The organism is Bacillus sp. UNC41MFS5, assembly GCF_000686805.1.
In genome coordinates, this window is record NZ_KK366018.1 from 107,267 (window position 1) to 132,828 (window position 25,562).

Consider the following 25,562-nt stretch of genomic DNA (forward strand, 5'->3'; position numbering starts at 1 on the left):
ACCCAACCCTACAAGCAATGCATTTCACTTTCCACTTCATCCCATGGCACGGAATAGCCTTGTCCTTTGGAGCAAAAGATGGAAGACGATGTGTATTCCGGATCTGCATCCTTTTTGTAATTAATTCTTTCCATAACTTCATTTTGATTATGGCAAGGGTAATAACCGCCAAAAACTAGATTTAGAGAGCCTTTCCCTTGCGTAATCGAGGAGAACTGAGGGCCATAATTCATAAAGGTAGCAACAGGAACTTTGCCAGTTAATATGGTTTTATTTCCTTCGGTCATCGGAGGATTAAAGCTGCCGTGCGCATTTTGAATGTCTGTTAACACTTTTCCCATATGTTCTAAATTCAATCGGATTTTAAAATCATAAAATGGTTCCAGCAGAATATTGTTTGCTTTTTCAAGACCTTGCCGCAAAGCGCGGAAAGCTGCTTCCCTAAAGTCCCCGCCAGAAGTATGTTTGACATGGGCCCGTCCAGTTTCCAAGGTTATCTTCAGGTCGGTAAGGGGAGACCCAGTTAGTAATCCATGATGATCTCTTTCAAACAGGTGATTTTGAATAACGTTCTGTGTCCCAACAGGTAAATCATCGGTATGACACACACTTTCGAAAGAAATTCCAGTGTTTCTCCCACAAGGCTCTAATTTAAGATGTACTTCGGCATAATGGCCAAGTGGCTCAAAATGACCATAACCGATAACCGTTGAATCAATTGTTTCTTTATATAAGATTTCCGGATCTGCAAATGAGACATCAAAAGAAAAGCGTTCCTTAATTACATGTTTTAGAACTTCAAGTTGAATGACCCCCATGACATGGATGTGGATCTCTTGGGTGCGTTCTTCCCAGCTGACATTTAAAGCAGGGTCTTCAGCATTTAACATGTTAAAATACCTTAACACTTCTTTCACATTCATCGATGGTTCGAATAAAACCTTGGACTTTAGCGCAGAAACCATCTCGTATTCCGCTCTTTCTTCTAATGACCCCAAACCATCTCCAGCTGAAGCGGCCGACAATCCTATTACAGCAAAAATATCTCCTGCCGATACTTGGTCGGCCGTTTTAAATTTATTTCCGTTATAAAGTCTAATTTGAGTAATTTTCTCGTGGAGAAGGTTCTCATCCACACTGTAATTTAATTCATCCCTTACTTTTAATGTCCCACGCAGTGCCTTAATAAACGTCATTCGTGTTCCTTTTTCATCATAGCGAATTTTGTAGACACGTCCGGCAAAGGGTTCTTCATTTGGATAATTTGTAATAGTTAATAGGTCCAGTTTTTCAAGAAAGCTTTCAACACCGATATCTTGTAAAGCAGATCCAATAGCACAAGGGAAAAGCTGATGCTCTTTTACAAGTTTCCTCATCGTTTCTAACCAAAGTTGGGGTTGATATCCGGACTCCATGTATATTTCCAAAAGGGATTCATTCCGCTCAGCAATAAATTCAATCAGTTCGTCATTCATTTCTCCATCCGTCAAAGTGTCAGTGATATCAAAAACCTCTGTTGTTAAGTAGCTGCGAATTTCGTTTAAAACTCGTGCGGCATCGGCACCCACACGATCAATTTTGTTGATAAAGAAAAATGTTGGGACATGATGTTTTTGCGAGAGATTCCAAACGGTTTCTGTGTGTCCTTCAATTCCTTCTACCGCACTAATAATCACTATGGCGTAATCCATCACTTGAATCGCCCGTTCCATTTCGGGTGAAAAGTCGACATGTCCAGGAGTATCTATCAGATAATAGGTGGATTCGTTATATGAAAACACCGCCTGATCGGCAAATACTGTAATTCCTCGTTGTTTTTCTATGTGATGTGTATCAAGAAAGGTATCCTGATGATCGACACGACCTCTTTGTCTAATCGTTTTCGTATGGTAGAGCAGCTGTTCTGCCAATGTTGTTTTTCCAGCATCGACGTGAGCAAACATTCCTATCGTTTTTTTCATTGTGCCACCTCTAATGTTACTATCTATATATCATAATTATTATAGCAAAACAGTTTCCCATGTTACTTGATAATTACGTGTATAAAAAAAGAAAAACACGGCTAAAGATAACCGTGTTTCTTAAACGACATATTTTTAACAATCGTGGTGTTTATTAAGGTGTAATGGAGGGGGGATTAACCAGCCTTTTTCTTTATTTAAACGCAGGACCTTTCCTCCAAGCGCAACCTTTTGATTATGAAATTGCGCATACATCAATGCTACATCTTCTCTTATTGATTTACCGATTGCCTGACTGCATAATACTAAACCGGCTGCTATATCAGCAGAAAGTGTTGCTGCAATAGCCGGGTCGGGAATTCTTGCTCCAACAGGAATTTCTTCTAGGCATGCTTCAGGAGGCTCAGGTGCTGCTGGTGGTAAGCCAATACCATTTTCTTTTAAAAGTTCTTCCACTTGTTTCTTTTCCTGCTGGCCGATTTCAATTGCTTCAACTAATAATTTCTTTAAATCATCGTCACCGGCATGATTTAACAACGTCTGATATCCAGCAATCATACCGTTTCCAACTAATTGTGATGACCAAATATCAAAGACTTCACCGTAGTGCAATGGCTCTTCTTTCGGATTTCCACTTAATATTCCCATCGTTGCCCTCCTCAGTGTATAAGTAAGTTTATTCATACAAAGTGCCACCTTCCCTTTAACACAGCACCTCTATATATTGTCCGGATAATCAAAACTTCATGTAGTTGCTTTTTTGTTGGAAGAAAATAAAAGACATGTCCGAAATATGAATTCAATCCATATTAATGAACGTGACTGCGAGGTTTAGCCAATCCCATAAAACCCTGAAAAGGTTGTTTTTTTTGCTCATTTTTAAAGGAAAATTGCCATTTATATATATTCGCTGATAGAATCTAAAAATCCGCTGATTGAATGTATAAATTCGCTGATTAAACCGTAGAATTCGCTGATAGAACCTTATAATCCGCCGTTAGAAAGAACTAATTACCAGTTAGGCTACCTTTCGTATGTAAAAAAATCATAAATACTCTATTATTTATATTAATATGATTAAATTTGATCAGAGAATGCAAAATAAAAGAGGTTAGAGAACTTAATATGATTGGTCCTGCCAGCAGACCTATATTGCCCTCGGAAATATGATCAACGAAACGTCCTAAAACAAGAAAAACAACTAACCTGATTCATTTCCCTACTAACTTATACTATACCTAGTGATTTTCAAATATAAAAACAGGGTTTTTTAATCTTGATGTCGAAACACTGAATTAAAGGAACATAAACAAATAAAGGGGAATGAATATGCTCGAAGAAGGATACATTGATGTAACCGGGGGAAGGGTTGCGTATCAACTTTTTAATAAAAACGCTGAAGGAACTCCGGTAATTATTCTGCACGGTGGGCCAGGATCATCCTGCTATTCGCTTCAAGGTTTAAAGGCTCTGTCAGAGGAACGGCCCGTAATCTTTTACGATCAATTAGGATGCGGGAAATCAGATCGGCCAACTGATCCAACATTATGGAGAATTGAAAGATTTGTTGAGGAGTTGGGCCAGGTGAGACAAGCCCTCAAGCTTAAAGAAGTGCATATTCTTGGCCATTCCTGGGGGACAACGCTCGCAGCAGCCTATTGCTTGACCAAACCTAATGGTGTGAAAAGTGTTATTTTTTCAAGTCCATGTTTAAGTGCCCCTTTATGGGAGCAGGATCAAAGACGTAACCTTGAGAAGTTGCCTCAAGAAATTCAGGAAACCATTAAAAGATGCGAAGAAAATGGTACGACTGATTCAGAGGATTTTAAAAAGGCAACAGAAGAATTTAACAAAACCTTTGTCTGCCGTTTAGATCCATATCCAGAATGGTTAAAGAAAGGCTCTCAAAATAGAAATCCTGAAGTATACAATATCATGTGGGGACCTTCTGAATTTACCGTTCTCGGGAATTTGAAAGAATTTGATTGTACAGCACAGTTAAAGGAAATCACCTGTCCAACACTATATACTTGCGGTCGGTTTGATGAGGCTACTCCAGAAACAACACAGTACTACAGCAGTTTAACTCCAGGTTCATCGTTCCATGTCTATGAGCACAGTGCTCATATGCCGTATGTGGAGGAGCCGGATGAGTTTTTGAGAGTGTCAGGGGACTGCCTGAGAAAAAGTGACTCTCTTTAAATTCAAAAACTTGATTAAAATCATTGGGGAGGGCGTTTTTACTTTATGTGAAGCGCCCTCTCCTTACCTTATTAATGATTTCCAATAAAAACCACAAGACAAATGAAAACGCTTCCAGTAAAATAAAAAGTAAGAAGAGCGAAAGGGGACATAACCATGGAACTTTTATTTGAACAATGTAAACATAACCAGGCGGAAGAACCTTGTGATGAATGTAACCCTAAAAAAGAAGAGGAAGAAAAAGTTGATATCTATGAATATGACTATCATTTAAGATTGTGGTTTTAATAAAAAGAGATCTTCCTTTTGAAGATGGTAATGACTACTTGAGCTGAAAATTATAATAAATCAAAAAACTCGTTGATTTTTGGACGAGTTTTTATTTGTTTGAATAAGTACTTGTGTTAACATGAAATGAGTAAATTTACAGAATCCAGAGGAAATAACGATGAAAATAAATGAATTAATTGCCAATAATATTAACAAATTAAATGCAGAACTACCTATTGATAAATCACTAGGAATTGCCGGTTTGTCTGGATCTGGTAAAACAACGTTTTGTCAAACGATTGGTGAAGAATCCAAAAAGCGACTCGTTTCTTTATTGCCAAAGTCTGAATATCAGTACTTATTTTCCAATATCATGGAAACCAATTTTAGTGCCATTAAGATGAAAGAGATACCTTTGGTCCTTTTTCTCGGAAAATCATCGATTTCATCCAATCCCCGGTCAACCATCGGCACTCATACTGGCGTTTTTAAAGAAATTCGAGAATGTATAGCTCAGAAATATAATCTGTCACCAGAAGTATTTTCCTTTAATAATGAATTAGGCTGGTGTTCGGCTTGTAAAGGACGCGGAACCACGAAAAATGTCGAATGTCCCAAGTGCAATGGGAAGCGCTTTAATCAAGAAGTGGAGCAATATAAAATTGAATTATTTGATCAACTACATAGTATTTCCGATATCAATAACTTAAGTATTGAATCCATTCTGTCCCTATCAGACGTATTACATATTAGTGAGGCTAAACAACATATTCTTCAAAATATTATCAATATGAATATTGGTTATTTAACACTAGATCGGATCATAGGTACTTTGTCAGGAGGAGAATTAACACGACTTTACCTGGCTGAATTCATGGCAGCAAGTGTTGATACCGTTATTATTATTGATGAAATCTCCGTTGGTCTGGATCGTCAAACATTATTGAAAATCCTAGAACAGATCAAACAATTAGGCTATAAGAATCAAATTTGGCTGATTGATCATTCGGATACGGTCCTTGACGCTACTGACGAACAATTGTTCTTTGGCCCTGGCAGTGGCAAATATGGAGGTAAAATTGTCGAGGAATCACCACGTCCTAAGCCTATTCTGTGGGACCGGATCCAGGACAATCCAACAGAATACTATCAATTTAAGGACCTTTACTGTCGCAATATCCAAATGGCTGAAATTCAGATCCCGAAAAATAGATTGGTAACTTTTACAGGGGAATCTGGGTGTGGGAAATCTACACTGGTTAATGAGTGTATCGCAAAAGATTTTCTGCAGCGCTATCCAAAAGATAAACTGGTCATTGTGGGGCAAGACCGAAATCAATCCATTACCAGCCGGTCAACCGTTGCGACATTTCTTGATATAAAAAAGAAACTTACAAAATATAGTGAAGAAATTGATGATATTTTTCAGCGTTCGATTGAGGATATTATCGATGAGCTGCCAAATGAGGATATCGCACATAAACGTTTGAGCTTATTGATCAAACTGGGTCTTGGGTATTTAACGTTGGAAAGAAAGACACAAACCTTATCGACGGGTGAATTTCAATGTGTTCACTTAGTTTCGGAGCTGTTTGGGAGCTCAAGACATCCACATACGATGTTTATTTTTGATGAACCTTCAAAAGGGTTATCTCAAAATATTTTAAACCAATTTATTGATAGTGTAAGAGTTATCCTTGAAGATGCTACTGTTTCCATCATGATGATTGAACATAATGACTATATGTTAGATAGCTCTGATTTTATCGTTGATTTTGGTAAAAGACAGCTTGAACCTGTGGAACATCTTGATGTTGCCAGTCATGACGAGTATTATCGCCAAAGAAACAAAGAAGTTGAAGTGTCACCAGAGCAAATTTCTTCCACTCTTAAGTCAAAAACCGGCATTCACTACTTAACAGAAAATCATATGAGCTATTTTAAGAATGCAGAAAACATCTATAAGGGCGGCATCTTAAAAAGCTTATCATCAATGGCTCGTCTGATTTATGCTGAATACGAATCTGACACCATTGCACCCGTCATCGCCATTGATCTTGAAAGGCATTTATATAGTCAATATAGTTTTCTCTATGAGATAGGGGGATTGATCAACCATATCGTGGCTGCTCATCCAATCAATAAAGATACAAGAAGCTTCGATTTCTATCATCAAGACAATCATTGTCCATCCTGTTCTGGGCGCCGGGTCATTGAAAAATTTGATTTTGATGTGGTCATTCAAGACAAAACCGTACCATTTTGGGATGGCTTATTACATCCGGACGTGATGGAAGTATTAAAATACTATCAATATCCAAAATTGCAATTTCTCTTTGATGAGATCAAGAATGAACTTGGTCAAGACATTAGTAAAAGCTTTAATGAGATGACAGAAGCAGAAAAGCATACCTTTTTATATGGATATTGGGAAAAGTCCTTTTATGATAAAGCGGGCAAGGCTTCGAGAACATGGGAAGGCTTTAATTTCATCATTGGGCGTTATATGTTTATTTCGAAATCGATTATTAAAGAGCAGATGAAGGCATCCAAAGAAATGATTACCTGTCCAGTTTGTCAAGGAACCGTGCTTAAACATCATAAAAAACTATTATTTGGGGATACGGATATTCGCGACCTTATTCAGCTGCCGATTGATCAAGTTTTAAAAATAGTCGGGAAGTTACCAGAACTCGAAAAGCTAAAAGCGATTGTTGGCGGCGAAATGACACTAACCGAAGATGTCTCGTTACTTCCTCGGGAAATACAAGTTGCGCTGAAAATGCTTGAACTAGAACTTGCAAGCTTTTCCCACTATGAAGTGGTTTTACAAAATGCCTTACCTTTCTGGGGCAGTATTAAAGGCAATGTGGAATCCATTATCAGCAAGAATCAACTCACCATTTGTGATTTTGCTAACATCTTCGAAACGAGAGAAACGATCATTGATAAGTATTTCACCAATGGTAAATACAAGAAACTCACCTATGTGTATGAGGCGTTTGGATACAAAAAAATTGTTACACAAATTAACAAAATTAAGGCGAGTCTTCCCTGTCCATTTTGTAAAGGGAAGAAAGTCATTTCAGAAGATAATCTCCATGATGGCGTCCATAAATTATCCATCCCATGTGTGCGATGTTCTGCAAGCGGCATCAATGACGAAGGGCGGAAAGAAATCGTCGAAGGTATTGATGTGCAAACATGGTTGACTGGAAAAGTAAGTGATGTGGTTCCAGAATGCATGGAATCTGTCGCAGAGATTCCCATTTTCAATCGTATTCGTGAGTTGAATAAGCGAGATATGATGGCGGTTTACCAAAACCTTGAGCAAAAAAAGTAATATTTGAGCAAAAAAATAAACGCATTTGCCACCATAAATGGCAAATGCGTTTTGTGTTAATTTTTTAATGAGACTTCCTTCGTTGACCAAGTTTTTCGCCATGACACTTGTGCTATAAATAACACTATTAATGCGGCAACTCCAATCCCAGTATAAACCATAAAGCCCGTTCCATAAGATCCAGTTACTTCTTTAAGAGTTCCTAATATATTGGGAACGAAAAATCCGCCAACCCCGCCGGCCGCTCCTACGATCCCAGTTATCATCCCAATTTCTTCTTGAAAACGCTGCGGAACCAATTGAAAGACTGCTCCATTTCCCATTCCCAAGCAGAGCATTCCGATGAACAATAAAGTGGTCACAACAGCCAAAGGAGGGAGCTGGCTCACGCCAAACATACTGAGCGCAACACCGATAAATAGAAAGGTGAGAAGGCGGACACCGCCGATTTTATCAGCAATAAAACCACCAACCGGGCGGAAAAAGCTCCCTGCTGCCACACAGAGTGTGACAAAATCTCCTGCCGTTACTTTAGATAAATCATATTGATCCACAAAAAAGATGCTTAGGAAACTGGATAAACCTACAAATCCCCCGAAGGTAACACTGTAAAGCAAACAAAAATACCATGTGTCCTTTTGTTTAAAAACTTTCAAATATTCAATGACTGGTTTTGGTGCTGGTTGGGACGGCGCATCTTTTGCCAAAAAGATATACAAGAGAAATACAATTAATAGAGGTATAAGTGCTAATCCCAAGACATTGTGCCAGCCCATTTGTTCCGCTATTCGCGGTCCAAATAAGGTGGCAAACAGTGTTCCGCTGTTCCCAGCCCCGGCAATTCCCATTGCCAGCCCTTGTAAATGCGGCGGGTACCATCTGCTTGCCATCGGGATGGCTGCAGCAAAACTCGCACCTGCCACACCAAGAAGAATCCCGATCATATAAAGTTCAGTTAAGGTTTGACCAAATAACCAACCCCATACTAGTGGGATGATGGTCACGAGCATCCCGCTGATTGCCGTTTTCCGTGGCCCGATTCGATCTGTTAAAACCCCCAGGATAATCCGGAAAAACGATCCGCTTAAGATTGGAAGTGCAACGATAAAACCCTTCTGTGAGGGGGTTAGTCCAAAATCCTTTGTAATATATACCCCCAGAGCCCCTAAAATAACCCAAATCATGAAACTAACATCAAAGTATAAAAATGAAGCTGCTAACGATGGTGTATGTCCGCTTTTTCTTAAATCTGATAACTTCATAAGGTTGTACCCCTTTCTAGAAAACATTTTTAGTATGAATCATAGTGATTTTTCAAACCAGTAATTTAATCATTATTACCATTCAAAACAGCTATCTTTTGAAAACATTACCCTTATTAGTAAAACCAAAAATGAAGCTAAACTGATATTGTTTTTCATCCCTTTTCCTCCTTAACCTGCTTTGGTATTTGTGTTTCTCTTGCTTTGTTCAACAATAGCCTACGTTGAAGGAAGATGTCTCCTTTTATGTTAGATACTCTAACACGGAAACTTATCGTGTTAGAAAATGTTACACAACAAATTCCTTTTCCTAAGTTTTATGGAATAATAGGTGATATTTATGATTGCTGTGACCAACATAATTAACTAGCGGGGGTATTTAGAATGGATAAACAAAAACTCGTATTGATAGGGAATGGAATGGCGGGTGTACGATGTATTGAGGAAATTTCACGAGAAGCATCCGACCTTTTTGAGATTACAATTTTCGGAACGGAACCACACCTTAACTATAATCGAATCCAATTATCATCTGTTTTGCAGGGGAGTACCACGTTTGACGAAATTACAATCAATGATAGGAATTGGTATGACGAACAGAATATTGAACTCTTTACAGGAGAAACCGTCATAAAAATCGATCCGGAAAAACAAGTGTTGCTAACCGATAAAGGTCGAGAGCATTCCTATGATCGACTTATTATCGCAACAGGGTCAGCGCCATTTCTACTCCCTGTACCTGGTTCAGCTAAAGAAGGAGTAATTACGTTTCGGACAATAGAAGATTGTCAGAAAATGATGGAAACAGCGAACCATTATCAAAAAGCAGTAGTCATCGGAGGGGGAGTCCTAGGATTAGAGGCTGCCAAAGGTCTTCTTAATCTTGGTATGGAAGTAACAGTGGTTCATAATGGCCGCTATTTAATGGAAAGACAATTGGATGAAACGGCTGCGAAACTGTTGCAAACAGAATTAGAAAGGCAAGGCTTACGTTTCCTTTTTGAAAAAGATACAAAGGAGATTCGCGGAAACAAACGAGTGGAAAGAGTTTCCTTTAAAGATGGTACCGAAGCGGCGGCTGATTTGGTTGTGATGGCTGCAGGGGTGAGACCCAATATCCAGTTAGCAATGGAAAGTGGAATAGCGACGAACCGAGCCATCCTCGTCAATGATTTTATGGAAACAAATATTCCTAATATTTATGCTGTCGGTGAGTGTGTGGAACACCGGGGGATGGTTTATGGGTTGGTTAAGCCTCTTTATGACCAAGGGAAGGTGTTGGCAAAACGGATTTGCGGACTTGAAGGAAGAGGGTACGAAGGAACTATCCTTTCGACACAATTAAAAATATCGGGAGTGGATGTGTTTTCGGTTGGACAGTTTTCATGTGATGAAAGATTGAAGTCACTTAAGATTTACGATGAGGTAGATGGTGTTTATAAGAAAATAGTTTTTGATGAATCTAAGATGGTTGGCGCCGTTTTATTTGGAGATACAAGCGATCGTACAAGATTACTAGACATGATTTTGAAAAAACAAGATGTGTCTGACCTGGAGAAAGTTACTCTTTTTCAAGGATTAAATGGGGATGGGAATTCGGTCGCTTCCATGGCCCCTAGTGAAATGATTTGCAATTGCAACGGAGTCGCTAAAGGGGCCATTATTGAAGCGGTTCAAAAAAACGGATTAACGACTGTCGACGAAGTGAAGAAATGTACCAAGGCTTCAGGGGCTTGCGGGGGCTGTAAACCATTAGTAGCTGATTTACTCAACTACATTCATAGTGGTGAATTTGATGAGGTCATTGAACAAAAATCAATGTGCACCTGTACAGCACTTACAGAGGATGAAGTGGTTTACGAGATGCAATGGCAAGGTTTGACTACGATACAAGAAGTGATGGAAGTCCTTGCATGGGGGAATAAGGAAGGATGTGCCGCCTGCAGGCCAGCCTTAGCCTATTATTTAGGCATGATCTATCCGGAATATGAGAGGCAGCAAGAAAACCTATATATTTCCGAACGAATGATCGCCATCATTCAGAAGGACGGAACATACACCGTCATCCCTCAGATGTACGGCGGAAAAACAACAGCAGGACAATTAGGGAAGATTGCCGCGGTTGCTGAGAAGTACGGCATTACAAATCTGGCTGTCACAAGTGAACAAAGAATCCATTTGATGGGAGTGAAGAAAAAAGATTTGTCTGCTTTATTGACAGATTTAGACATGGAGGTAAGTTCCACTTATGGAAATATGGTTCAAAATGTAAAAACGAGTATTGGAGAACATATTTGCCGTTGTGACAAACATTCAGCGATGGAACTGGCTGTCACCCTCGAAAAAAGTTTGGAATTTCTCACAACTCCGTATCGTGTAACCATGGGCGTATCTGCTTGTATGCATAACGGCGCAGGTTCAACGACCAAGGATATCGGTGTGATTGGAACGGGGCTCGGCTGGGAAATTTACGTCGGTGGCAGCAGCGGGCGAAATGTACGTGAAGGAAAGTTATTGTGCCTGGAAACGAAGAATCAGGTTGTAATAGAAATCATTTGTGCTTTTATTCAATATTACCGTGAGACAGCAAATTTCCTCGAACGTACGTGGCAATGGATCGAAAGAGTCGGTTTAGTGCATGTGAGAGAAGTAATTTTTGATCTTGAACTTCGTCAGCAATTATTGCTTCGCTTAGAGAAGGATACTATGTTCCGCAAAAAGTTCAGCGGAAAACAAGTGCCTGGAATGGAAATCAACAGCCAAAAATAGAAAAGGGTGATTAGCTTGACAGAAGCGCTATTAAAGTATTTTCGTACAAAGGAACAAGAAGTGAAATCAGAAAAAAGATACGACTCTCAATGTCCATACTGCAGTATGCAATGTAAAATGCAATTGATCGAACAATCGATTGTGTCTAGAAAAAAATATATTACCATCGGAAAAGACAATCCAACATCGGAAGGGCGCTTATGTGTAAAGGGTATGAACGCCCATCAACACGCTTTCCATAAAGAGCGTTTAAAATATCCATTGGTAAAAATCAATGGAGAATTTGTCCGTGTGTCATGGGAGGAAGCTTTAAATCACATTAAAGAAAACTTTATGAAGATTCAGGAAGAATCTGGTCAAAACGCCTTAGCGGTGTACGGTAGTGCGTCGATCACAAATGAAGAGGCCTACCTATTAGGGAAATTTGCCCGCGTGGCGTTAAAAACAAAATACATTGATTATAATGGCCGACTTTGTATGTCTGCGGCTGCTTCGGCTGCGAACCAAACCTTTGGGTTAGACAGAGGATTCACGAATAGCTTGGCAGAAATTCCAGCCACCCGTTGTATCATTTTAGCGGGAACGAATATCGCTGAATGTCAGCCGACAATTATGCCCTATTTTGAAAGAGCAAAAGAAAATGGCTCCTATATCATCGCTATTGATCCGCGTGAAACAGCCACAACGAAAATTGCAGACTTGCATTTAAAACCTAAACCAGGTACGGATGCCGTATTAGCAAATGGGCTATTGAAAGTGATGATTGAAGAAAATTATGTGGATGAAAAGTTTATTCAGGAACGTGCGAACGGATTTGAAGAGGTTAGTGATTATGTATTATCCCTCAGTTTAGAAGAAGTTGAAGAAATCACCGGGGTGCCAATCCAGCTTATTCGCAAAGCAGCCGTTCGGTTTGGTAAAGAAGAAACCGGAATGATTTTTACAGCGAGAGGTGTCGAACAGCACACGAATGGGTCAATGACTGTTCGCAATTTCCTAAATATTCTGGTTTCCACAGGGAAAATCGGCAAGCCGAATTGTGGTTATGGTGCAATTACGGGACAGGGAAATGGACAGGGGGCAAGAGAACATGGTCAAAAAGCCGACCAACTCCCTGGATATCGGTCGATTGAGAATGATGAGCATCGAAATTATGTTGCCGGCATTTGGGGGATTGATCCAGTTGATTTACCACGTAAAGGTGTGTCGGCTTATGAAATGATGGAGAAAATCCACGAAGGGGAAATCAAAGGTTTGTTTCTCATGTGTTCTAACCCGATTGTCTCCAATCCCAATGCCCACTTCGTCAAGGAGGCTATGAAAAAATTATCATTCTTTGTAGCTGTTGATCTGTTCATTTCAGAAACTGCTAGATTAGCAGATGTAATACTCCCAGCCTCATCCTATCTAGAAGATGAAGGGACGATGACAAATGTAGAAGGGCGGGTAACGTTACGGGAAGCAAGCTTCCCTTGTCCGGGAGAAGCGAAACATGATTGGCAAATCATCTGTGAACTTGCCCGTGTGCTTGGAAAAGAAAAGTATTTTTCCTTTTCATCTGCTGAAGAGATTTTTACTGAATTAAGGATGGCAAGCCGCGGGGGGATTGCCGATTATTTTGGAATAACATATGAGCGTCTAAGAAAAGAGGGCGGAATATTATGGCCATGCCCGGAAACAGACCACAGCGGGACGAAACGACTGTTTGAAACCTCTTTTGCCCACGCCGATGGAAAGGCGGCGATGGTGGTTGTTCCGAACATTCCTGAGATTCCGAAAGAACAATTATGTGAAGAATTTCCGCTCTATTTAACAACAGGAAGAGTCATGTCACATTACCTAACAGGTGTCCAAACCAGAAAAAGTCCAGCACTAGCGGCAAGAAACATAGAACCATTTATGGAAATCCACCCGGTATCCGCAGCAAAATTTCAGATCCAAGATCAAACATTGGTGAAAATTGAATCACGGAGGGGAAGTGTTGTGGTTAGAAGTAAATGGTCGGAAACAATCCGTCAGGATACTATTTTTGTCCCTTTTCACTGGGCAGACTCACAAAATATCAATCTCCTCGTTTCAAAAGAATTGGACCCTGCCTGCAAAATGCCTGGATTTAAAGTCAGTGCGGTAAAGGTGAGCCCAGTTACTGATTTCTTAAATTAAAAAGTTTTATGTTAGAAGACCTTACACATTAAGTTAGTTTTAAAAAAGTCTGTGATATAGTTTAGGAAACTTACAAGCGGGAGGAAAGCTGACATGGATAAGAAAAAGTTAGTTCTTGTTGGAAATGGCATGGCTGGAGTTAAAACAATTGAGGAGATTATAAAACTATCAAAGGAATCATTCGAGATTACCATATTCGGAAGCGAACCGCATCCGAATTACAATAGAATCCTACTTTCAAAAGTATTACAAGGGGATACAAATGTAAAAGACATAACGCTTAATGACTGGGATTGGTATAGAGACAACAACATTCAATTATTTACAAGTGAAACAGTGATCAAGGTCGATTCAAAGCGGAAAGTCGTTATCACTGACTTAGGGAGAATGGAACCGTATGATGAATTGATTATCGCGTCGGGATCTCTTCCATTTATTCTTCCGATTCCAGGAGCTGAAAAGAAAGGAGTAACAGCTTTTCGCGATATAAAGGACACAGAGGTCATGCTTGAAACTTCGAAAAAGTATAAAAAGGCAGCCGTGATTGGCGGTGGTTTGCTCGGACTCGAAGCGGCACGAGGTCTTTTAAACCTAGGAATGGATGTTTCGGTCATTCATCTTGCCCCATATTTGATGGAGCGCCAATTAGATCCTCAAGCAGGGAAGTTGCTGCAAAGAGAATTAGAAAAACAGGGAATGAAATTTTTATTAGAAAAACAAACGCAAGAAATATTTGGGGATGATCGCGTAGAAGGTCTAAGGTTTAACGATGGAACGTTGCTTGAAGCAGACTTAGTTGTCATGGCTGTTGGCATCAAGCCAAATACCGAATTAGCCAAGGTAAGCGGGGTAGCTGTCAATCGTGGAATTGTCGTCAATGACTATATGCAAACGAGTATTCCTGATGTTTATTCTGTAGGGGAATGTGCAGAGCACAATGGAACCGTATATGGTCTAGTCGCCCCTTTATACGAACAAGGAAGAGTATTAGCGAAACATATTTGCGGGTTGGAAACCAAAGGTTATCATGGGTCTGTTTTATCCACACAGTTGAAGGTCTCTGGGGTAGAAGTGTTTTCAGCTGGTGACTTTATGGAAGGCGACGGAAAGGAAGCCATCAAGGTCTTTGATGGAAATGACAGCATTTATAAGAAAATTGTGATCCAAGACAATAAAATCGTTGGCGCAGTGCTGTTTGGTGATAGCAGTGATGGAAATCGCCTCTTTTCAATGATTCAAAAACAAGCAGATGTTTCCTCCACCACTAAGGTGTCACTATTGCAACCACTAAATGAGGAATTTGGCAGCAGTTTAGTTGCCTCCATGAGTAACGAGGAAATCATTTGTGGATGTAATGGTGTTTCCAAAGGGGCGATTATCGAGGCAATCCAGAGCAAGGGTTGTTCATCCGTTGATGAAATCAAAGCTTGTACAAGTGCTTCACGGTCTTGCGGCGGATGTAAACCGCTTGTCGCGGAAGTATTACAGCATACACTTGGTTCAGAATTTGACGGCTCTATCCAGAAAGAAGCGATTTGCAGCTGTACACAACTATCAAGAGATGAAGTGGTTGAAGAAATTAAAATAAAAGGTTTGACCCATATCAAGGAAGTAATGAATGTACTTGGTTGGAGTACGGATGAAGGCTGCTCAAAATGCCGCCCAGCTCTGAATTACTACTTGGGGATGGTCCATCCGATTGATTATCAGGATGAAAAAGAGTCCCGTTTTGTCAATGAACGGATGCATGCAAATATTCAAAAGGATGGAACGTATTCGGTTGTACCACGAATGTACGGCGGTGTAACCAATGCACAAGACTTACGTCGAATTGCGGACGTGGTAGAAAAATATGATATACCGCTAGTAAAACTAACCGGTGGACAACGAATCGACTTACTTGGGGTAAAAAAGGATGACTTGCCGAATGTATGGACAGATTTGGATATGCCGTCAGGATTTGCCTATGGGAAATCTTTACGTACGGTTAAAACATGTGTCGGAGAACAGTTCTGCCGATTTGGAACTCAAGATTCCATGGGACTTGGAATCGACCTCGAAAAGAAGTTTGAGGGACTACAAACACCACATAAGGTGAAAATGGCCGTTTCCGCTTGTCCGAGAAGCTGTGCAGAGTCAGGGTTTAAAGATATTGGTTTTATTGGAATTGACGGCGGCTGGGAGCTATATGTCGGTGGAAATGGCGGTACACATGTACGCGGGGGAGACCTATTATACAAAGTAAAAACATCAGAAGAAGCGATGGAGATCACTGGTGCGTACCTTCAATATTATCGTGAAACAGCCAATTACTTAGAACGTACTTCTGCTTGGATTGAGCGTGTTGGATTAGCACATGTACGATCCGTTCTAGATGATAAGACAAAACGTCAAGAATTAAATAAACGGATGGATGATGCATTATCGGTGATAAAAGATCCATGGAAAGCAATTACAGAAGATGAAAAAGTAAGAAAAGAATTGTTTGAGAGTGTAGTAATGTCTTAAAACTTACACCTAAAGGAGGAAATCGTCCAATGATAAAGAAAAACGTAGAAGTAGTTTCGATCGGTTCTGTCAGGGATCTACCAGAAAGATTAGGTAAAACCGTTTTTGTCGGGGATAAGGAAGTAGCAGTATTCAAATTATTAAACGGGACCATTCGTGCGGTTGAAAATCGCTGTCCACATAAAGGCGGGGTTTTAAGCGAAGGGATGGTCAGCGGCGAATTTGTTTTCTGTCCGATGCATGATTGGAAAATATGTTTAGATAATGGCAAGGTCCAAGAGCCGGATTCTGGCTGTGTGAAAACCTATCAAACGAAAATAGTTGGGGAAGAAGTGTTTCTCCTCATCGATTAGTTCACAAAAAGGAGGTCAGGTTCAAATGACCGATAAAAAGGGGAAAGTATATATTGTTGGAGCCGGTCCTGGCGATCCTGATTTAATCACGATAAAAGCAATGAAATGCCTTGAGCAGGCAGATGTTATTTTATATGATCGGTTAGTCAATCCGGTATTACTAAATTACGGTAAGGCTGATACTGAGTTCATTTATTGTGGAAAAGAGCCGGGGAACCATTGTGTTTCCCAAGACTCTATCCATGAGATATTACTCGAAAAAGCCAGGGCTTGTAAAACGGTCGTTCGTTTAAAAGGAGGCGACCCGTTTATTTTTGGTCGCGGTGGTGAAGAAGCAGAAGTATTAGTTCAAAATGGAATCGACTTCGAAGTGGTTCCAGGAATCACATCTGGAATTGCTGCTCCAGCTTACGCAGGAATACCTGTCACTCACCGAGAACTGAGCCGATCCTTTGCCATGGTTACTGGTCATTGTTTGAATGGGCAACCCAATAACATTCGCTGGGATCATCTCGCCCGTGGTGTCGATACCCTGGCCATTTATATGGGAATCAAGCATCTCCCATATATTTGTAACCAATTGCGATTCCATGGCAAGGATTCGTCTACACCCATTGCTGTCATTGAACAAGGGACAACAGGGAATCAACGATCAGTTGCCGCTACACTAGAGACGATTGTTGAAGTAGTATCAGAGAATCGAATCACCAATCCAGCGATGATTGTTATCGGGGAAGTGGTAAAACTATCGAATAAATTATCGTGGTTTCCTGAAAAGTTTAAAGAAGAGATATTTTTATAAGGGATTTTGGAGTTTATAATGAAGATTATAGACTCTTTTTTTTGCTAATAAGTCTGACAAACTTGAAAGAGGGCAAAATTCTTGATGGTAATCAATTATTTCCATTGAATTTAGGTAGATTTTTTTTCTGTTTCTCTCCATAATAATATTTATTGATTTTAATAGAGGAATTAGTAAAATTATGTCGAATTACATAAGTAAATATACCTAAATAAGAGGGCTGAACCATGAATAAATCCGGTCAAATTATATTGGTGCTGATTTCGATTCTATTTACCAGCTTCCAAAAGATTTTCGATCATCAACCTTTTTTCTCGATTGACTTTTTTCTGTTTACCGTAATTGCCTGGGTGGTGGGATGGCAATATGACAAAGCACGTTTTTATGAAAAAAAGGCCCGTGCGAGTGAAGATAGCTATAAGAAGCTAATCGATTCATTACCTGCACCCGTCTATGTTACGCGGAATCATAAATTATTATATGTAAATAAAGCAGCTCTTAGCATGATTGGTGCGCGTAAGCTTGAAGATTTGATGGGGAAGTCCATTTTGGATTTTATTGCTCCTGAATATAGAAGTCGGTTGCTTGAACGATTTAAACAAATAAAGAAGGAAAAGCAGCCTGTTCACACCATTGATTACAAAGCAAAGCGGTTGGATGGATCCACTTTTTTATTTGAGGTATCTTCCTTATTAATCGTTTTTGGTGGTAAAGAAGCCATCTTGTCCATTGGAAAGGATATAACTGAAAAAATCGAAGAAACAGATCGTCTCATTCAAAAGTCTGAAAAATTAGCACTGTTAGGTCAAATGGCAGCCGGGATTGCCCATGAAATCAGAAATCCTCTTACCTCGATCAAAGGTTTTATTCAACTGTTAAGAACCAGTACTCAGAAAGAGGAATATTTTGAGATTTTGTTATCGGAACTGGATAGGATTAATGAAATCGTTGGGGAATTTCTTGTCCTTGCCAAACCGTCAGCAGCCGTCTATACGACACAAGATATTAAAATCCTCCTAAAAGACGTCATCACGTTAATAAACAACCAATCACTATTAAATAATATTCAAATCAATGTAGAATTTGATAATGATTTGCCATTGATTAGCTGCGAGGAAAATCAATTAAAGCAAGTGTTTTTAAATTTACTTAAAAACGCTATGGAAGCTATGCCTAAGGGTGGATCTATCCAAGTGTTCGTAAAAGAAAAAGAAGAGGGAAAAATATCTATTCAGATTATTGATCAAGGTGTCGGTATTCCACAAGAACGGATATCTACACTGGGAGAGCCATTTTATACAACCAAGGAAAAAGGAACTGGTCTCGGCTTAATGACCTGCTATAAAATTATCGAAAGTCATAATGGGGAACTAAACATTTATAGTAAAATAAATGAAGGAACCACAATTGAAATTATTTTACCAACGATTACCCAGCCCTTATTGAAGATGGAAGTAAGCCATTCTTAGTGAATGGCTTATTTTTTTCTCGGAAAAAATGATAAAATAGCTTCATAGATATAGATATAAGAGATTAGGAGGTAGAATGTGAGTTCGTTACAAACAAAACAGATACATCGAGAAATGCCTTTTGTTCAACTTTTTAAGCAATCGAAGCATTTCACTGCGTTGCTTTTTGGGCAAATTTTTTCCTTATTGGGTAGTTCGATAACAAATGTAATTCTTCCGATTGTTGTCCTTCAAGTATCAAAATCAACCGCACTAATGGGAACCGTTATGGCCATTTACATGCTGCCATTTGTCATTCTTCTCCCTTTTTCAGGTATCCTAGTTGATAAAATGAACAAAGTGAAAATTATGTTTGTGGTGGATCTTGTTCGATTTTTTCTCATGCTGCTTTTAGTTGTATTTGCTTTTATGGATCAACTGAATATGCCCCTTTTGTTTATTTTAATGTTTATTATGGGCACCATGGATAGCTTCTTTCAGCCCGCCTATTCGGCGGTTCGTGCAAAAGTATTTACCAAGGATATTCGCAATGCCGCAAATTCGATTACCCAAGTAAGTGTGCAAGCCTTAAGAATCTTTGGACCCATTATTGGCGGAATGATTGTCAGTTCCTTTTCAGCGGCATGGGGCTTTGGGATTGATGCGGTTACATATATCATTTCCTTGTTCTTTTTATTGAGCCTTCGCACATTAACCTTTCAAAAAGCGACTGTTTCCTTGGGCCAGAAAACCTCAATCAAACAAGATTTTTTTGAAGGGATAGAGGTGCTGAAGCAGGAGTCCTGGCTTTGGATTACCATTCTTACATTCTCGTTAGTAAATATTTTTTCAGGCGGGATTATTCGAATTTTAATTCCATGGCTCGTAAATATCTATTATGAATTTGAACCAGTTGTCTTTGGTCTCGTGCTTTCTGCATCAGGAGCAGGTGCAATCGTCTGCGGACTCGTGTATGGACTAAGGAAAGAATGGAAGAATCGAGGTCTGCTCGCCTATATTGGTGTGGCGGTAAGTGGTCTTGGTTTACTGTTTATGCCCTTTGTTTCGTCTGTTCCCTGGTTAATGGTCTTAATGTTTCTTGAAGGGGCAGGGATGATGTTATTTGGCTTAATTTGGGAAATAAGTCTGCAAGAATTGGTCCCTGAAGATAAATTCGGACGGGTAGTGAGTTTAGATATGCTGGGTTCCTTTGCTTTGCTTCCTGTAGGTTATTTACTAACCGGCTGGCTGGCAGAAGGAACGGGAGAAATCTTTACGTTTATACTGTTTAGTTCAGTCATCGTTCTGCTTTCTGTCTTAGTTATGTTTAATAAAGGGATACGAAATTATAATTAATGCCTATTTATCGGTTTTGGAGGAAGTTATGAAAAAGAATATGTATGTATTTTGGGGTCTAGTAATCACGACCTTAATTTCAGCACTAGATGCTAATATAATGCAAACTGCCAGTCCGACCATTGTCAAACAACTTGGCGGTATGGAGTTATTTGCTTGGATATTTGTTGTTTATATGTTAGCTAGTACGGTTACAGTGCCGCTTTACGGTAAATTATCGGATATGTATGGCCGGAAAAATCTGTTAATGTTTTCCGTAGGATTATTTACACTAGGTTCCATCCTGTGTGGGATGGCTAATTCCATGGTCACGTTGATAATATTTAGGGGAATTCAAGGTTTAGGTGCAGGTGGGATGATTCCACTTTCCATGATCATCGTAGGAGATTTATTTACGATTGAACGACGCGGAAAAATTCAAGCGGTTTTTAGCAGTATTTGGGCCATTTCATCTATTGTTGGACCAATACTAGGATCTTTCTTTGTTGAAGCATTAACATGGAGATGGATATTCTTTATTAATATTCCCATATGTATAGCCAGCGTGCTCTGTTTGCTACCCTATAAAGAACACATGGAATTTAAGAAGACACATATTGATTATAAAGGTTTCTTCTTATTTGGGATTTCGATTACTCTATTATTGTTATCTACTAATATAAAAAATTCTATTTGGTTAATGATTCTAGGAATTTTTGGTTTAATCGTCTTTGTTTTAGTAGAACGAAAAGAAACCCATCCGTTCTTGCCTGTTTCATTGTTTAAGAACAAGGGAATCCTGATGACGAATCTTTTTATGTTAGTTTATTGTTTGGCCTTTTTTGGAACATCTAACTTTATTCCTTTATACCTTCAAGAAGGAAGTCATATGAGTATTTATAAAAGTGGACTCATCCTGTTAAGTATTGCCGTTGGCTGGACTTTCGGAAGCACCCCTGCAGGAAAATGGATTCTTCGCTTTGGCTATAAGCTTCTTTTTATTATTGGAAGCTTCATCACAACTGCTTCAGGCTTAGCATTATATTTGTTCATCACAGATATATCCTATGTTAGCTTGTTTATAATCTTAATGATTCAGGGTGTTGCTTTTGGCTTGTTGTTTGCCGTAGGAACGATCGCATCTCAGGAATTTGCTGAACCCCATATCAAAGGGATGTCTACCTCATTGCAAATGTTTTTGAAAAACATTGGAACATCTATCGGGGTTACCGTCATGGGAGTGATTATCAACCAGACTGCAAACATCCATATTGGAATGAAGAACTTATTTCTATACGCACTGATATTAAGCGTAATTAATATTGTATTAAGTTTTTTAATCCCTGCAAAAACAACCTCTTCCAGTCAGAGTAACTAACCTTAATGATCGATAAACAGACCTCATGAATCTCTCATGAGGTCTGTTTTTTTGCTGCTATTAATCTATTTAAGAATCTCCTTAAACTCTTTCCCCCTTTGGACATAATGTTCGCTTGACATCTGCAGCAGGTCTAGGTCCTTTTGGGTTATTTCTCTGACCACTTTACCGGGAGAACCCAACACTAGCGAACGAGGTGGAATTTTAATACCACCAGCGAGCAGTGTATTGGCGCCAATAATACAATCCTCACCAATCTCTACATTATCTAAAAGCGTCGAACCCATTCCAATAATGCATCGATTCCCAACCTTACAGCCATGTAAAATAACGTTATGTCCAATTGTCACATCATCCGCAATTTCGACGGGGAATCCTTCGAACAAATGAATCGTTGAATTATCCTGAATGCTGCATCGTTCACCGATTATGATGGGGCCATCATCTCCACGTAGTACCGCATTAAACCAAACGGATGAATCTTTTCCAATTCTTACATCACCAATTAAATAGGCACCAGGTGCTACAAATACAGAGTCATGTACAGCAGGGGAAATACCTTTGTAAGGGATAATCAAATCAATCTCTCCTTTTAACTATCAGAATTATCTTTCTATTAATCTAAATATACCATGAAAAAATGTCCAAGTAGGGTTTTTATCATCAATTCGATTCTATTTTCGTTAAAAATGAATTATTTGCATCTTTTCTAATGTTAGAATGTTTAAAACGCAAAAATATTTTGCATATATTAATTAATTATTTATTTTGCGCAAAATTAATTTGCACCAAATGCAATGAAAACCCTTTATTTATGCAAAATACAAGTTGGCACAGAACTTGCATATTAATTTAATGTAGCAAAAGACAAGGGGGAACAACCATTGAAAACATATTCACATGAACCATTTACAAACTTCGAAGATGAAAAAAATAAACAAGCCTTCCAAGAGGCACTCGCCTTTGTACATACACAGCTTGGCAAGGATTATCCAGTAGTCATCGGTGGAGAACAGAATACAACTGAGGAAAAAATTATATCTATTAATCCAGCAAATAAAGAGGAGATCATTGGTCGAGTGTCAATGGCGGACCAAGAATTAGCGGAAAAGGCGATGCATGCCGCAATAACCACATTTGAAACGTGGAAAAAGTGGAGACCAGAACATCGTGCCAACATTTTATTCAAAGCAGCCGCCATTTTGCGCCGCAGGAAACATGAGTTTTCAGCTTATCTAGTGAAAGAAGCCGGAAAGCCATGGAAAGAAGCAGATGCAGATACAGCCGAAGCAATCGACTTTATCGAGTATTACGGCCGTCAAATGCTTAAATTGAAAGAAGGTTCACCGGTAAATAGCCGAAATGGGGAATTTAACCAGTATCACTATATACCACTAGGTGTAGGGATTATAATTTCACCTTTCAACTTCCCATTAGCGATTATGGCAGGAACAACCATTGCAGCTATTGTTTCGGGTAATACTGTTCTTCTTAAGCCAGCAAACTCAACACCAGTAGTTGCAGCAAAATTCGTTGAGTTGATGGAGGAAGCAGGTCTTCCAAAAGGAGTTTTAAACTTTGTGCCAGGTAGTGGCGCGCAAATTGGTGACTACCTTGTTGATCATCCAAAAACACGCTTTGTATCCTTTACAGGTTCACGTGAAGTAGGCTGCCGTATTAATGAACGAGCCGCAAAGGTTCATCCTGGACAAAAATGGATCAAGCGTGTCATTGCTGAAATGGGCGGTAAGGACACGGTGGTTGTTGATAACGATGCAGATTTAGATTTAGCTGCTTCAAGCATTGTCTATTCCGCTTTCGGTTTTTCAGGCCAAAAATGTTCGGCAGGTTCCCGTGCAGTGATTCATCAGGATGTGTATGATGTCGTGCTTGAGAAAGTTGTGGCATTAACAAGAACACTTACGCTTGGAAATCCTGAAGAGGCAAATACTTATATGGGACCTGTTATTGATGGCAAATCGTTCAAAAAAATCATGAATTATATGGAAGTAGGCAAGCAAGAAGGCCGACTTATGACGGGCGGCGAAGGCGATGATTCTAAAGGGTACTTCATTCAGCCGACAATCTTCGCTGATTTAGATGAAAATGCACGCCTCATGCAGGAAGAAATTTTCGGACCAGTTCTTGGTATCAGTAAAGCCCGTGACTTTGACCATATGATGACCATTGCTAATAATACTGACTATGGTTTAACAGGCGCATTGATTTCGAAGAATCGCGAACATATTGAACGCGCACGTGAAGAATTCCATGTCGGAAATCTATATTTTAACCGTACTTGTACCGGTGCAATTGTTGGCTATCAACCGTTTGGCGGTTTCAATATGTCTGGAACAGATTCGAAAGCGGGCGGTCCAGAATATTTACTGCTTCATATGCAAGCGAAAACAACATCTGAAACACTATAAAACTACATCATAGATCCCTCGGGTGGGTTCGGGAACTCAACCTACCCGAGGAAATTAGAGGAGGAACAATAATGACAGTCTCAGAAACTACGAAAACGAATCAAATTATTGAACAAACACATAAATTCGGTGCCAATAACTATCATCCACTGCCAATTGTTATTGCGAAGGCGGAGGGGGTTTGGGTGGAAAGTCCAGAAGGAAACCGTTACATGGACATGTTAAGTGCCTATTCAGCCGTTAACCAAGGACATCGTCACCCAAAAATCATTCAAGCATTAAAAGACCAAGCAGATAAGGTCACTCTAACTTCTCGTGCTTTTCATAATGATCAACTTGGACCATGGTACGAAAAAATTTGTCAATTAACTAATAAAAACATGGCCCTCCCAATGAATACTGGTGCAGAAGCGGTTGAAACAGCACTTAAAGCAGCCCGCCGCTGGGGTTATGATGTAAAAGGAATCGCTGAAAACCAAGCAGAAATAATTGCCTGTGTAGGAAATTTCCATGGCCGTACGATGGGAGCAGTTTCTTTATCATCAGACCCGGAATATAAGCGCGGCTTTGGACCAATGCTTCCAGGAATCAATTTAATTCCTTATGGTGATCTTGAAGCATTGAAAGCCGCCATCACACAAAACACAGCTGCATTTTTAATCGAGCCAATTCAAGGTGAAGCTGGGATAATCTTACCACCAGAAGGCTTTTTGAAAGCGGCATCAGATTTATGTAAGGAAAACAATGTCTTGTTCATTGCTGATGAAATTCAAGTGGGCTTAGCACGTACCGGGAAAATGTTTGCCTGCGATTGGGAAGATGTGAACCCTGACATGTTGATTCTAGGTAAAGCACTAGGCGGCGGTGTATTCCCAATTTCCTGTGTCGTAGCTAATTCCGATGTATTAGGCGTATTCAATCCAGGTTCCCACGGGTCAACATTTGGAGGAAATCCATTAGCATGCGCGGTGTCACTTGCTGCTTTAGAAGTGATTGAGGAAGAAAAACTAGCGGACCGCTCGCTAGAAATAGGCAAATACTTCTTTGAAAAATTACAGTCCATTACCAATCCAAAAATTAAATCGGTAAGAGGCAAAGGGTTATTTATCGGAGTTGAACTTACAGAAGTTGCAAGACCATATTGTGAGCAATTAAAAGAAGCAGGTTTATTATGTAAAGAAACCCATGACACAGTGATTCGTTTCGCACCACCACTTACCATTACAACGGAAGAAATCGATTGGGCCTTTGAAAAAATCAAAACAGTATTAAGTTAATTTTTTAAAATATAAAATCTAATAATCTACTATACGACGGGGTGTCAGGCATGTCAGTGAAA

17 protein-coding genes are annotated in these 25,562 nt (G+C 39.6%); 13 read left to right on the top strand and 4 right to left on the bottom strand.

Annotated elements, in window-relative coordinates; translation table 11 throughout:
- Window positions 1-8 precede the first annotated feature (8 nt).
- Window positions 9-1,961, bottom strand: coding sequence for a GTP-binding protein (locus tag BR30_RS0124075; protein WP_026567234.1), 1,953 nt, complete (start codon window positions 1,959-1,961; stop codon window positions 9-11).
- Window positions 1,962-2,096: 135 nt separating this feature from the next.
- On the bottom strand, window positions 2,097-2,609 hold the full coding sequence (locus BR30_RS0124080; protein ID WP_026567235.1) for a DUF3231 family protein: 513 nt from the start codon (window positions 2,607-2,609) through the stop codon (window positions 2,097-2,099).
- A 681-nt stretch (window positions 2,610-3,290) separates the two neighbouring features.
- Here BR30_RS0124080 and BR30_RS0124085 point away from each other — a divergent pair.
- The 3 genes from BR30_RS0124085 (at window position 3,291) to BR30_RS0124095 (ending at window position 7,776) form a co-directional block, all read left to right on the top strand.
- Entirely contained in the window at window positions 3,291-4,163 is an 873-nt protein-coding gene (locus tag BR30_RS0124085; RefSeq protein WP_197032403.1) for a proline iminopeptidase-family hydrolase, read from the top strand.
- 156 nt (window positions 4,164-4,319) lie between these two features.
- Window positions 4,320-4,451 (top strand): hypothetical protein, encoded by a 132-nt coding sequence (locus BR30_RS38540; protein WP_269320646.1) that lies wholly within the window; start codon window positions 4,320-4,322, stop codon window positions 4,449-4,451.
- Between the two features lie 160 nt (window positions 4,452-4,611).
- Entirely contained in the window at window positions 4,612-7,776 is a 3,165-nt protein-coding gene (locus BR30_RS0124095) for an ATP-binding cassette domain-containing protein (protein ID WP_026567237.1), read from the top strand.
- Window positions 7,777-7,832: 56 nt separating this feature from the next.
- Here the strand turns inward: BR30_RS0124095 and BR30_RS0124100 are convergent, their stop codons facing one another.
- Window positions 7,833-9,038, bottom strand: a complete 1,206-nt coding sequence (locus BR30_RS0124100) for a nitrate/nitrite transporter (RefSeq protein ID WP_026567238.1) — start codon at window positions 9,036-9,038, stop codon at window positions 7,833-7,835.
- 384 nt (window positions 9,039-9,422) lie between these two features.
- Here BR30_RS0124100 and nirB (BR30_RS0124110) point away from each other — a divergent pair, with 384 nt between their 5' ends.
- From nirB (BR30_RS0124110) to BR30_RS0124145, 8 genes are all read left to right on the top strand, one after another.
- On the top strand, window positions 9,423-11,807 hold the full coding sequence (gene nirB / locus BR30_RS0124110) for a nitrite reductase large subunit NirB (RefSeq protein WP_026567239.1): 2,385 nt from the start codon (window positions 9,423-9,425) through the stop codon (window positions 11,805-11,807).
- A gap of 15 nt (window positions 11,808-11,822) precedes the next feature.
- A complete protein-coding gene (gene nasC / locus BR30_RS0124115; RefSeq protein WP_026567240.1) occupies window positions 11,823-13,970 on the top strand; it encodes an assimilatory nitrate reductase catalytic subunit NasC in 2,148 nt (715 codons plus the stop codon).
- A gap of 93 nt (window positions 13,971-14,063) precedes the next feature.
- Window positions 14,064-16,478, top strand: a complete 2,415-nt coding sequence (gene nirB / locus BR30_RS0124120) for a nitrite reductase large subunit NirB (protein WP_026567241.1) — start codon at window positions 14,064-14,066, stop codon at window positions 16,476-16,478.
- Window positions 16,479-16,507: 29 nt separating this feature from the next.
- The gene (nirD, locus tag BR30_RS0124125; protein ID WP_026567242.1) at window positions 16,508-16,831 is read left to right on the top strand and encodes a nitrite reductase small subunit NirD; all 324 of its coding nucleotides are present in this window, start codon (window positions 16,508-16,510) and stop codon (window positions 16,829-16,831) included.
- Window positions 16,832-16,856: 25 nt separating this feature from the next.
- Window positions 16,857-17,633, top strand: coding sequence for a uroporphyrinogen-III C-methyltransferase (gene cobA, locus BR30_RS0124130; protein ID WP_026567243.1), 777 nt, complete (start codon window positions 16,857-16,859; stop codon window positions 17,631-17,633).
- A gap of 227 nt (window positions 17,634-17,860) precedes the next feature.
- Window positions 17,861-19,102 (top strand): ATP-binding protein, encoded by a 1,242-nt coding sequence (locus tag BR30_RS0124135; protein WP_026567244.1) that lies wholly within the window; start codon window positions 17,861-17,863, stop codon window positions 19,100-19,102.
- Window positions 19,103-19,180: 78 nt separating this feature from the next.
- On the top strand, window positions 19,181-20,437 hold the full coding sequence (locus tag BR30_RS0124140) for an MFS transporter (protein ID WP_231507799.1): 1,257 nt from the start codon (window positions 19,181-19,183) through the stop codon (window positions 20,435-20,437).
- 28 nt (window positions 20,438-20,465) lie between these two features.
- A complete protein-coding gene (locus BR30_RS0124145) occupies window positions 20,466-21,794 on the top strand; it encodes an MDR family MFS transporter (RefSeq protein ID WP_026567246.1) in 1,329 nt (442 codons plus the stop codon).
- A 65-nt stretch (window positions 21,795-21,859) separates the two neighbouring features.
- Here the strand turns inward: BR30_RS0124145 and BR30_RS0124150 are convergent, their stop codons facing one another.
- On the bottom strand, window positions 21,860-22,372 hold the full coding sequence (locus BR30_RS0124150; RefSeq protein ID WP_026567247.1) for a gamma carbonic anhydrase family protein: 513 nt from the start codon (window positions 22,370-22,372) through the stop codon (window positions 21,860-21,862).
- A gap of 306 nt (window positions 22,373-22,678) precedes the next feature.
- Here BR30_RS0124150 and pruA point away from each other — a divergent pair, with 306 nt between their 5' ends.
- Window positions 22,679-24,223 carry an L-glutamate gamma-semialdehyde dehydrogenase gene (gene pruA / locus BR30_RS0124155; protein ID WP_026567248.1) on the top strand — a complete coding sequence of 515 codons (1,545 nt, stop codon included), beginning with the start codon at window positions 22,679-22,681 and terminating at the stop codon, window positions 24,221-24,223.
- A gap of 71 nt (window positions 24,224-24,294) precedes the next feature.
- Window positions 24,295-25,500 carry an ornithine--oxo-acid transaminase gene (locus tag BR30_RS0124160; RefSeq protein ID WP_026567249.1) on the top strand — a complete coding sequence of 402 codons (1,206 nt, stop codon included), beginning with the start codon at window positions 24,295-24,297 and terminating at the stop codon, window positions 25,498-25,500.
- Window positions 25,501-25,562: the final 62 nt, after the last annotated feature.